Raw genomic sequence first — 12,096 nt, 5'->3', positions numbered from 1 at the left:
TGGGTAGGTCCAGTACGGGATTTCTAGCTAATTTATTGAAACTACTAACTTTGGTATCTTATGGTTTGGGAATACGGTTCAGGGTATACCAAGCTTCGGTAGACCAAAGCTGCTGGCCGGAAGCACTTTTCATTTCCGGGTTTAGGTGAAAATACACCACATGGTTTTCTTTTAGTCCGGGAATTCGTACGCTCAAGGTCTTGCGATCGTCCGAAAGGGTAAGGCCTTGGATCGGCATCTCACGCAGGTCCATTTTAGGTCCGCCATAATTCACCGTAGGTAAATAGTAGAACATTTCGATTTCCAATAGATCTTTACCAACAGTTACATTATCGGCCAAAGGTTCGGTGAATTCGATATCGAAGCCATTGGGTTTGGCTTTGATGCTCAACATTTCGAAAGTGGTCTTGCCATTATACTCCAAACGTTGTAGGCCGTGGTGTAACTTACCATAGTGTAACCAGTTTCCGGATACGCCGATACCCCCAACTACCAAAGAACCATCAGGTGCCCAGCGAATACGGTTTACACCGGCCTCAACCCCTTGTACAAAGCGGAACAAGGCGCCTTGTAATTGGCCCTCGACTTCTTCGTAAAACACCCTTTTGATACCCCCATGGGTAACCTCGCCATGGATCAATTGGTTTTTATAAGGGCCTAGGTTCAAATAGGTAGGTTCTGAAGGCGAATTACCGATCTCGTCTTGTGGCAACCATACTACGGGCAGTTTTTCTTCTACGCCCTCGGTACCTTCGAAATCAACGGAACGCGAACCATAGAATTTACCATTTTGAATATGGACAATTTTAGACGATGGCAACCAATCGCCCTGATTGTCGGCCACGAAGATCTCTTCGTTTACATCCATACCGATTCCGTTCGGGGTACGTAGCCCGAAGGCCACGAATTCTACGCTACCGGTATCCGGATTGATCTTAACCACTTTTCCACGGTCTTCGATCTGTGGATCGGCACTGGCCCCACCGGGTAAAATGGCGGTGGCCAAAGTGGCATAGAAATGCCCGTCTTTATAGATGAGTCCGAAGGCGAATTCATGGAAATTGGCCGAAACCTTCCAATCGTTACTAACAGTGCGGTATTCGTCTATGGAGCCATCTTGATCGGCATCGATAAGCTCGGTAAGTTCTTGTTTCTGGAGCACGAAAATACGCCCGTCTACCACCTTAACCCCCAAAGGTTCGGCCAATCCGGCCGCTATACGGGTTACTTGGATCTGTTCGGGATCTTCGGAACGGAAGTTGTCTACACGATATACCGAACCATCGGCATCCCAAGTAGACACGATCATACTGTCTTCCGAAAGAAAATCGAGTCCGCCTACCTTAGGCTCAAAACTGCTAGGTCGGGCTTGGTGTAGGGTAAAGGAAGGGTGTACATCTTCCAAGGGGATCTGATCCCCAGGTCTTTTGGTATTGGCCGCTTCTATAGGTTCGAAAGGTGCGGTAGCGGTAAAATCGGCTTCGGTATGGGCCAACATATCCCCTTCGACCAGTTCGAAAGCCTTGGTCTCTTTATTGTACCATTGGAACGACAGCCCGGCGCCGCCGCCGCCTTGGAAGAACTCGATACGAACATCGTGCTCGCCTTGGCTTAGGTTAACCTCGCCATCTACGGCTTCAAAACCGTGGAATCCGCCATTATCGATAACTTCCTTACCATCGATATAAAGCATAGAACCATCGTCGCTGATCAAACGGAAGGAGTAACTATCGTCACGCGGCATGATCAGTTTTCCTTGAAGAATGATCTTAATGTTTAAATCGTGCCCTCCGAAACCTTTGGCATTCAACACATGCACTTGGTCTACCACGGCATTTTTAATGGGGGCAGGCGAGTACTCATCTTGCTTGTCCGGGTAGCGGGCATACAGATTGGCTACCAATCCGGCCCCGGCCGAAGGCGTCATATCGGCGGTAAAGTCCATGGAGCTCGATTTTTTGCCCAAGGTATATTTTACCGATTGTCCGGTTTCGTCATTGTCGAGGTTATCATCCAAAGAAAGGATGTATTTGACCATTTCGAACAATTTTTTCTCCTCTAGATTGGGGTGGGGGGTCATGGGTGCATCGCCCCAAACTCCACTACCACCGTTTTTGATCTTATCGGCCAGTTTGTAAATGGTCTTTTCGTCGTCGGCATATTTATTAGCGATCTCCAAATAGGCCGGCCCAACGGTCTTTAGGGTTTCGTTATGGCAGGCCTTACAGTCGCTGGCTTCTATGAACTCGGCCCCCAAAGGCAATTTTTTCCCTTCTACGGCACCTAATTTTACATTGTTGTTGGCGGCCACCTGATCAAAACCAGGGTGAAAATAGTTGGTAATTTCAGTGGTCCCTTGGGCCAACCAAAGTGTACCGTTCTTTTGGGCCAAGCTACCCCCGTCGTAATCGTGGGTCAATGCTTCGTTTTCTTCAAAAGTACCCGTAGTGGCATAATCGTTCTGCGAACCCAAGGAGGTAATGGCGGTTTTAAGTCCGACCTCATACCCATGGGTGTTATCTAGATTGAAAATCCGGGTCATACCGGTAGCTTCCCCTTTAGAAACATAGCGAGGTGATTCGTTCAATGTGATACGTTTCCCATCTGGGGTCTCCAATTCGGATTGGAAGATCACTTCGCCATCTACGATCTTATGGCCTTTGTAAATGGTTTTTGGGGTAGTGGTTTGTCCGTCTTTACGAAGCACCCAACCTTCTTCGTAGGTAAAATAGGCATAACCTAAACTAGTTGGTTGTGGCCCGTGTTTGGTAGTATACACTGCCCCATCGAATTCCACACCACCTTTCCAAGCTTTGTACAAGGTAGCGTTTTGGGTGTTGTAGGCCATCCAAAGGTCGTTGTGTAGGGCGGCCGTGGCCATTCGGGGTTTAAGATCCAAAACCGAACGGAACACCCATACATCACGGGGTCTTTCGGTGGTGTCGTTTTGCTTCTGGTCTTGGCATGCCCAGCCCAAAAGCAAGAGCATACACAGGGCGCCAAAGCGCGCTAAGTTCTTCTTTGTCATTCTTTTAGTAGTAGTTGTTTGAGTCGTTTGAAACTAATTTCAGGCCATAAGGTACATTTTTTTTTGTGCGATGCCTGAACCTCAGTACACTATAACGTTGGAGTGTTTATAAGTTTGAAATCTTGGGGACCTGTAGAATATTTCAACAAAAAACCGCCCCAAATTCATTTTGAGACGGTTTTATATAGATAAGATAATTCTGATTTTTCTACACAGCGGCCTTGGTATAGCCTTTTTTACGTAACCACATTTTAAAGAGGGTGATCAGGTAAAAGAGTACGGGTACCACCACCAGGGTCAGGAAGGTGGCTACGATAAGTCCGAAGATCACCGTCCAGGCCAAAGGTCCCCAGAACACTACATTGTCCCCGCCGAAATAGATATTGGCATCCAATTCCTTAAAGAAGGTATAGAAATTAATGTTTAAGCCGATAGCCAGTGGGATCAATCCTAAAATAGTTGTAATCGCCGTTAATAGTACCGGTCGTAAACGGGCCTTACCACCTTTTACGATGGCTTCCAAAAGGATGTCTTTATCTACGTATTCAGTAGGATGCAGTCCGAATTCCACCTTTTTACGATCGATCAAAAGTTGGGTATAATCCAACAATACCACCCCATTGTTTACCACAATACCGGCCAGGGAAATGATACCCATCATGGTCATCATAATAATAAAGGGCCAACCGGTCAATATAAGTCCGCCGAACACCCCGATCAAACTCAAGAAGATGGCCAGCATAATAATGGTAGGTTTCGATACCGAGTTAAACTGGAAGATCAAGATCAAGAATATAAGTCCGAGTCCGGCAAAGAAGGCCCCGAACAAAAAGTTCATTTGTTTGGTCTGCTCTTCCACCATTCCGGTAAAGCTCCATTTTACGGTATCTGGAATTTGGTCTTCAATGGCTACCAATTCGGCCTTGGCGGCATTAACCACGGCATTTACATCGTTAAATCCGGGAGAGAAAGGCGCATAAACGGCCACTACCCGTTTGCCCATCTCGTGTTTAATGGCGCTATAACCCGAGGTGTTCTTTCGGGTGGTAACGGCCGACACCGGAATTTCCTTGATGGTACCGGTGGCCATATCGCGAAAAGTGATCTTTTGGTTGAACAGGGCCGAGGTATTGTATTTAATGTCTTCGTTAAAGCGCACATATACATCATAATCCTCACCTGCTTCCTTATAGGTGCCCGCCTTGGCCCCGAAAAGGGCGTTGCGCAACTGCTGGCCTACCTGTCCGGCACTTACCCCAAGTTCCCCGGCCTTGGCACGGTCTATGTTCACCCGCATCGTGGGTTTTGACTTATTGACATCTACTTTTACCTCGTCTATACCTTCAATATTCTTGGTGGCAAGATAATCGCGGATCATTTCTCCGGTAGCGACCAGTTCGGCATAGTCGTCACCTTCTAGTTCAATATTGACCGGATAACCTACAGGTGGGCCTACAGGATCTTTTTCTACACTGATGGATAGACCTGGGTAACGGTCGTTGAGATCCGACAAAATCTTCTGTCGTAAGTCCTCACTTTCCCTACCCCGACGGTATTTGTACTCCCGCATGGTGGCCGTAATCTTGGCACGGTGCGGCATTTCGGCCTGCGAGCCTCCTTCTGTTTGTGGGTTTCCGGCTCCGGCTCCCACTTGCGATACGGCACTCTCTACCAAAAAGTTGTATTCCCCATCTTTATATTCGGGATCATCGATAAGGGCGTACATACGCTGTTCGATGTCTTTGGTTATGGAATTGGTCTTTTCGATATCGGTACCTTCCGGATATTGGATATAGACAATAATCTGGTTGGGCTTGTTATCGGGGAAAAAGTTCACTTTGGTACGTCGGCTTCCTACCGAGGCCCCAAAGCCCATAAAGGCGATAATCAATAATATGAAAGTCCCTGTGGTTAAGATCCAAGGTAGTTTTCCGCGCAAAGCACGGCGAAGTGTGGCTTCGTACCAACGTTCCCAAAGGGTTAGGATACGGGTTTGGAAGTATTGCGCAGCACCCCTAAGGAACAAACGGTACACCCACAGCATAATGGCCGTGGCGATCATTATTCCGCCCAATATACCGCCACCGGCCAAGATAATGAACAAACCAAAACCACCGATAATAGCCGACAGGGTAATGATGCGTTTTAAGGGCATTTCACTGTCTTCGGTACTCATAAACTGCGATACCATGACCGAGTTAAAGAAGATGGCTACGAACAGCGATGAGCCCAAAACCACCGACAGGGTTACCGGGAAATAGATCATAAATTGACCCATTACTCCAGGCCATAAGCCTAGCGGTATAAAGGCAGCTACGGTTGTGGCGGTAGAGATTATGATAGGGAAGGCGATTTCACCGATCCCTTTTTTAGCCGCTTCAATACGCGACATGCCTTCCTCGTCCATAAGGCGGTATACGTTTTCTACCACCACGATCCCATTATCTACCAACATTCCCAGCCCCATAATGAGCCCGAAAAGTATCATGGTATTCATGGTATAACCTAGCGACTCGAGGATCATAAGCGACATAAACATCGACATAGGGATGGCGAAACCTACGAAAAGGGCGTTTTTGAACCCGAGGAAGAACATAAGTACAGTGACTACCAAGAGTATACCGAATACAATATTGTTCACGAGGTCGTCTACCTGTCCCACAGTTTTCGAAGACTGGTCGTTGGCAATAGTTACCTCTAAATTAGAAGGGAACACATTGGCTTTGGTGTCGGCAACGATTTTTTCGATTTTTTCGGCGGCGGCCACCATATTTTTGCCCGAACGCTTTTTAACATCGAGCATTACCACGCTATGGCCAAATTCACGCGCATAGGTGTTGCGTTCTTTTTCTTGGAAACTTACCTCGGCAATATCCTTAAGGTAGATCGGATTCCCTTTTTCGGCCTTTACTACAAAATTAAGGAGTTTTTCGGGGGTGTCTACCTCACCAATGATGCGAATGGTACGCCTTTGGTTACTGGTTATTAGGTTACCTGCCGATTGGGTAACGTTTCCGTTTCTAATGGCATTGATCACATCGTCGAAACTTACGCGGGCCGCCATCATTTTATAGATGTCTACCGCCACTTCGACCTCTTTTTCCTGGGCACCACGAATGTCTACCTGTTTGATTTCGTCCAGATCTTCGATCTCGTCTTCGAGATATTCCCCGAATTCCTTGAGTTTCTCAACCGGGTAATCCCCCGAGATATTGATGTTCAAAATGGGCATTTCTTCCGAGATACTTAGATCGAACACATTGGGCTCTACCTTGGCCCCGTTAAAGGTGGGCCAATCTTCAGAGGCGGTTTCGGTATCTACCTGGTCCTTGATCTTTTGCTTGGCCGCATCTACGGTGATATTCTCATCGAACTCTACGATGATCATCGAATAATCTTCTTGGGAGGTCGAACTTACATCGGTCACGTTACTTACCGATTTTACCTTGTCCTCCAAGGGGTCGGTTACCAGTTTTTCGATATCCTCGGCCGTATTTCCGGGGAATATGGTACTGATATAGATCTTGGTTTCCTTGATTTCAGGGAAATTTTCCCTGGGCATGGAATTGTATGCCGAGAAACCAAGGAAGAGTATGAGCACGATCATCACATAGATGGTCGTCTTATTGTTAATGGCCCACGAAGCCAGGCCAAACTCTTTGTCTACCTTTTTTTTCTGTTCCGTCATGGGAGGGATTTACTGGTTTTTGATACGTACTTTTTGTCCGTCTTTGGCGAATCGGGCCCCTTCTTGGAGTACCTCGTCACCATCTTTTAATCCGTCTAATACTTCTATAAAATCGCCTTGGCTTCGACCTGTTTTTATAAAGGTTTGGGCCACGGTACCGGTTTGGCCATCGGCTTTCTCGCTCAATACGTATACATACTGTTGTCCGTTGGCATCTTCTGAAATCACGTCTTGCGGGATCAAAAGGGCTTTTTCGCTACTATAATCGTTAATACGCAGCTTGGCCGTTAGGTTGGGCTTTATATAACCTTCCGGATTAGGCACCCCGACTTCGATTCGGAAAGTTCGGTTGGCCTTATTGATAAAATCACCCACTTGGCGAACTTGGGTCTCTAAAGAGGTACCCAACACCGGAAACTCTACCTTAACTTCGGTTCCGGGTCTAATGGCTGCGATATAACGCTCAGGCACATCAGATTCTATATACATATCGTTCAGGTTTACGATACGCATTAGCTGCGACTGGCCCGGGGCCACCACATTACCTTTTTCGGTGATAATCTCGTCTATGGTGCCGGCGAATGGTGCGGTAACCTGGGTCTTGGCCAATTGCTTTTTCATATTGCCAATGGCTTGGTCTTGGGCCTCGTAGGCCGATTTGGCCTGTAGGTATTGGATCTCGGATCCAATATTCTGTTCCCAAAGACGTTCTTGGCGTTCGTAAGTGGTTTTGGCCAGGGCGGCTTGTATCTCTAATTGGGCCAGTTGCTGGCTTAATCCGCCGTCATCGATTTTAGCCAATAATTGTCCCTTGCCCACTTTTTGTCCTTCTTTTACGTACACTTGGGAAAGGGTACCACTGAACTCGGGCATAATGGTAATCAGGTTTTTAGTGTCTACACTACCTTGTATATCGATAAAATGTTTGAACAGGGTATCGTGAACGGTTACCGTAGATACCAACGGAATTTTCATATTATCGTCCAGCTTCAAGATGGCGGCATCCAGTTGCGAGAGTTCGCTGCTTAGCTGCTGTTGTGTAGCCACCAATTCGGTACGTTTGGCCTTTATGGCCTGTAGATCTTGTGAAGCAATGATGTCTTCGGTGGTTTTGGAACCACCCCCGCAGGCGGTTAAAACGACCATGGTTATAGTAAGGGCTAATACCTTTTTCATAATACGAGTATTGCTATGTTGTTTATTGATTGCTATTGTTCAAAATGGCTTCTAATGAAGCTTTATCGTTGATTACATTGACCATGGCGGTAAGGTAATCGCGTTGGGCGGCATACAATTGGGTCTGTGCCTGGCGCAGTTCAAAACTGGTGGCTATACCCTCGCTGTATTTAACTTGGTTTTTATTCTCGATTCGTTGGGCCAGGTTGAGGTTCTTTTTGGAGGTTTCATATTCTTCCAAAGCGAATTTGTATTGGCTACGTGCCCGGGAAAGTTCGAGTTGGATCTGTTGTTCTTTCTCGTCCAAATCGTTTTTGGCCTTTTCCAAATTGATTTTGGCCCGTTGTGTAGCAGCGGTTCTCCCTAAGGAAGTGAAAATCGGAATCTTCATTTGCAGACCAAGGGTAGCGAAACCAAACCAGCGTTGTTCGTTTTCCAAAAACCCAAACTCATCGTTATTGCCTAAGTAACCGGCATTTAAAAAGGCATTAAGGGTTGGTAGTGCCTTACTTTTCTCCAGTTTTACTTTCAATTCGGAGGTTTTTTCTTGATTCTTGGCAATTTGATAATCGATATTATTCTCCAGGGCAAACGGACTTTCCAACAAAGTAGGATCGGTATATTGGAAGGTGAGTGCATCAAGGTTGTCGGAAAGGGACAATTCTTGGGTAATGTTATTTCCCAATGTAATATTGAGCATATCATAGGCCACTTCCCGCAAACGTGCCGCATTGTTATAATTGCTGGTAATCTGCGCCAAGGTAATCTGTAACTGTTCTACATCTTCTTCCTCGGTAAGCCCATTTTCATAAAGCTTTTGGGTTTCGTGCAGGTTCTTTTCCAAGGTCTGCTGGTCTTTTTTCAACAGGGCCAAGGTTTCATCGGCCAAGATGGCGTTGCTATAGGCACTGATAATACCTTTTCTAACTTCTAGATCCGTTTTTTCTTTAGCGTTTTCAGAGATTTCGAGAAACACCTTGGCACTTTGCAAACCTACGATATAAGATCCGTCAAAGATCAATTGGCGTAATGAGGCACTGGCGGTCGCATCGTGTTGGGTACCAAAGACCACGGGAACAAAGGTGCCTGGATCTTGCCCGGCAATTTCGCCCGGAATCAAGGACACCCGCTGTTTTAAGTGGTTGTTGTAATCGATACCGGCATCTAGTTGTGGGAGTCCCATGGTAGTGGTTTCCCATTTCTGTTTAATGGCCGCTTCAATGTCTAGTCCGGCATTTTTTGCCGTACGATTGTTTTCAAGACCGTAGGTTATGGCTTCTTCCAAAGTAAGCCGTAACGGAGGTTCTTGTGCCCCAGACTGCCAACCTAGGAGCAGTAAGAGGAGAATAGGAATATGTTTCATGTAGTTTGTCGATAGGAATTTGTAATGATTGTTGATTTTATGACTGATATTGTAGTAGTTGCTCTTCTAAGATTTGAACACCTTTTGGGGTGGCTATGGCCCGGGTATGGTATTCGAGTATACACATTTCGGTATGTAGCATTTCTTCCATGCTCATTTCTCGGGTACCTTTTTCATAAGTGCCAAAAACCAGGGTAAAATAGAACTGCATGATCATGCGCGGATCCAATTCTTTACGATAAAGACCATCGGATACTCCCCGCTCTAAATTATCTACCACACAATTTTCGAACGTACAAAACTCGTTTTCCATCAGTTTGGTCCAAGTTTTCGGATAGTACTTTTTAAGCTGGTACATGGGCGAAGTCTTGGCCCTTTTGAACATGTTCTTAAAAATCTTTTTGATGGCGAAATTCTCTTCAATGGCGTTCAAACCTAAATCCATGGTATGGTGGATCAATACCTCGATCTGTTTTTGCACTTCAAGTGTAGAGGCTTCCACCAGACTTTCCTTATTGGGGAAATGCTTGTAAATGGTTTTTTTGGAGATACCCATTTCTTGGGCGATATCATCCATTGTTACCGTCTTAAAGCCATATTGCAGAAACATTTCTGCCGATTTCACCAGTAATTCTTCTTCCATACTGAGACGATTTGCGGGGCAAAATTAGGACACGGAAACTTTCGGAACAAAAAAAGTTTCCATAGTTTACAATTCTTTAACGTTTCGGGAATGGAAATATTGGGTTTCACCGTCTCCAAAGTGTGAAACCAGTTAAGAGTTAGGAGTTAGGAGTTATGGGTTATGACGATACTTCGTTCTGGGAAAAGTTTGAAGGGTTCAAGGTTCATTAATATCCACCGATTTTACTTCGTACCTTGTACTTCCCACTTCGTACTTAAAAAGGGTTTATGGCTTAAAGTGTTGTTTGTGGATATTCACGAATTTGTACTTCTTAGCATTTTCTTTGTATTTGCCAGACCAATTTCAAATTGGCTACATCTGTAAATTGGAACATTGATTAAACAACACAATTCAACTATCCAGTTATGAGTTATGACGCAATAACTTCCCACTTCGTAACTCCGAAATCGTGCTTCCCGACCCCATTTTCAACCATTAAAACAGTTTTTCAGGAAAGCCCTCACCCCAGCCCTCTCCCTCAGGAGAGGGGGCAAAATATGATTTCGTTCACTTTTGAGCCGTATTAATCTCGATTAATCAACTACACGATTAAACAAAATCAATTAGGAGTTATGGGTTATGACACAACAACTTCCCACTTCGTAACTCCAAAATCGTATTTCCCGACCCCATTTTCAAATTGGCACATCTTCAAATTACCACATTGATACATTCATAAAACAACTACAGCATTTAACGTTTCAACAACCTCACCATGTTTCCTTACTTTTGGGAAAAAATTTTGTCCATGCAGTTTTTGTCGGATTACCGAAACGATTTTGAGGCCTATCTTAACGAACAGATCCAACTTCAAGAGCCTGAAGGTTTGTATGCTCCTATAAAATACATTATGAATCTGGGTGGAAAACGAATGCGTCCGGTAGCGGCACTATTGGCGGCTGAGATCTGTGGCGGAACACGGCAAGAAGCCATGGCGGCTGCTTTGGCCGTAGAGGTTTTCCATAATTTTTCGTTGGTGCACGACGACATCATGGACGATGCCCCATTACGACGCGGCCAAGAGACCGTACACGAAAAATGGGACATAAATACAGGCATTCTTTCCGGTGATGCTATGTTGATTAGGGCCTATACCTTGGTGGAATGTTATCCGGCCGAAAAATTCAAAGACTTGGTAAGCCTCTTCAGCACTACGGCCATGGAAGTTTGTGAAGGCCAACAGTACGATGTCGATTTTGAAGAACGCGACGATGTCACCGTTGCCGAATATTTACATATGATCCGTTGCAAAACGGCCGTACTTTTAGCAGGTTCGCTAAAAATGGGGGCCATTACCGCAGGGGCCAGCCAAAAACAGCAAAACCTATTATACGATTTTGGGGTTCAAGTAGGTATGGCCTTTCAGTTGCAAGATGACTATCTCGATGTTTACGGTAACCCTGAGACCTTTGGAAAACAACCGGGGGGAGATATTATCGAAAACAAAAAAACCTACCTCTATTTAAAGTGTTTGGAGCAATTGCCCCAAAACCAGGCTTGGGAATTGGCCCAATTATATACCCTAAAACCAAAGGATCCGGCACCCAAGATCGAAACCGTTACCCAATGGATGAGCCAGAGTGGGGCCGCCGAAGCGACCAAGGCCGAAATGCAGGCCTATACCGAAAAAGCTTTTGCCCTTTTAGATGAATTGGATGGCGAAACGGAGAAGATCGGGCTGCTCAGGCAAATGGCCGAAGGCTTGTTGGTTCGGGAGTTTTAAACCTTTGGACTACAAACTATTGTGGATGGTTGGGTTTATCCGGACCAAATCCGCTGCGAATTGCTTTTCGTTTTCCGGGGAAATAATCAAACTTCCGTAGTTTCCATACTTAATCTCTAAACGTTGCAACGAAGGTGCTGGGGAAGAGATTAAATTGTTCGTTCGCTTGACGGAGGTAAAGGAGTTTACATCAAAAGTGCGTTGATAGAGAAATCCACAACGTACTTTTAATTGGGAGTCTTGAATGGTGTATTGCGTATCGAAATTAAGATAAAGTACCAATACGATACAGAAGAGTAAAACACCGATGGGGAAGGGTTTTTCCAAAAAGGTGCTACCCTGGGTATAGCCTGAAAAAATAGGGTAAAGGCAAACCAAGCATGTAAAAATAACTACGGTATATCCAAACTTACTTTTATAGGTTTTCAAGGCC

At 45.4% G+C, this 12,096-nt stretch carries 7 protein-coding genes; 1 reads left to right on the top strand and 6 read right to left on the bottom strand.

Annotated features, from left to right (window positions below):
* Positions 1–58: 58 nt before the first annotated feature.
* The 5 genes from B7P33_RS09890 to B7P33_RS09870 form a co-directional block, all read right to left on the bottom strand.
* On the bottom strand, positions 59–3,028 hold the full coding sequence (locus tag B7P33_RS09890) for a PA14 domain-containing protein (protein ID WP_097441805.1): 2,970 nt from the start codon (positions 3,026–3,028) through the stop codon (positions 59–61).
* 208 nt (positions 3,029–3,236) lie between these two features.
* The gene (locus tag B7P33_RS09885) at positions 3,237–6,716 is read right to left on the bottom strand and encodes an efflux RND transporter permease subunit (RefSeq protein ID WP_097441804.1); all 3,480 of its coding nucleotides are present in this window, start codon (positions 6,714–6,716) and stop codon (positions 3,237–3,239) included.
* A gap of 9 nt (positions 6,717–6,725) precedes the next feature.
* Entirely contained in the window at positions 6,726–7,892 is a 1,167-nt protein-coding gene (locus B7P33_RS09880) for an efflux RND transporter periplasmic adaptor subunit (protein ID WP_097441803.1), read from the bottom strand.
* A 22-nt stretch (positions 7,893–7,914) separates the two neighbouring features.
* A complete protein-coding gene (locus B7P33_RS09875) occupies positions 7,915–9,255 on the bottom strand; it encodes a TolC family protein (RefSeq protein ID WP_097441802.1) in 1,341 nt (446 codons plus the stop codon).
* 37 nt (positions 9,256–9,292) lie between these two features.
* Complete coding sequence (locus B7P33_RS09870) at positions 9,293–9,898, bottom strand: TetR/AcrR family transcriptional regulator (protein ID WP_097441801.1); 606 nt, start codon at positions 9,896–9,898, stop codon at positions 9,293–9,295.
* Positions 9,899–10,688: 790 nt separating this feature from the next.
* Here B7P33_RS09870 and B7P33_RS09865 point away from each other — a divergent pair.
* Complete coding sequence (locus B7P33_RS09865) at positions 10,689–11,663, top strand: polyprenyl synthetase family protein (protein ID WP_097442301.1); 975 nt, start codon at positions 10,689–10,691, stop codon at positions 11,661–11,663.
* Positions 11,664–11,672: 9 nt separating this feature from the next.
* Here the strand turns inward: B7P33_RS09865 and B7P33_RS09860 are convergent, their stop codons facing one another.
* Positions 11,673–12,092, bottom strand: a complete 420-nt coding sequence (locus tag B7P33_RS09860) for a PH domain-containing protein (protein ID WP_172435915.1) — start codon at positions 12,090–12,092, stop codon at positions 11,673–11,675.
* Positions 12,093–12,096 lie beyond the last annotated feature (4 nt).

Origin of the sequence: Sediminicola luteus, assembly GCF_002514735.1 — a bacterium.
Classification (GTDB): domain Bacteria; phylum Bacteroidota; class Bacteroidia; order Flavobacteriales; family Flavobacteriaceae; genus HQA918.
This window is presented reverse-complemented; position numbering and strand designations above follow the sequence as displayed.

What these genes read in the sequence shown, in the direction of transcription:
- B7P33_RS09865 (WP_097442301.1), top strand. Translation starts at nt 10,689, where the DNA reads ATGCAGTTTTTGTCGGATTACCGAAACGATTTTGAGGCCTATCTTAAC.
- B7P33_RS09890 (WP_097441805.1), bottom strand. Translation starts at nt 3,028, where the DNA reads ATGACAAAGAAGAACTTAGCGCGCTTTGGCGCCCTGTGTATGCTCTTG.
- B7P33_RS09875 (WP_097441802.1), bottom strand. Translation starts at nt 9,255, where the DNA reads ATGAAACATATTCCTATTCTCCTCTTACTGCTCCTAGGTTGGCAGTCT.
- B7P33_RS09885 (WP_097441804.1), bottom strand. Translation starts at nt 6,716, where the DNA reads ATGACGGAACAGAAAAAAAAGGTAGACAAAGAGTTTGGCCTGGCTTCG.
- B7P33_RS09880 (WP_097441803.1), bottom strand. Translation starts at nt 7,892, where the DNA reads ATGAAAAAGGTATTAGCCCTTACTATAACCATGGTCGTTTTAACCGCC.
- B7P33_RS09870 (WP_097441801.1), bottom strand. Translation starts at nt 9,898, where the DNA reads ATGGAAGAAGAATTACTGGTGAAATCGGCAGAAATGTTTCTGCAATAT.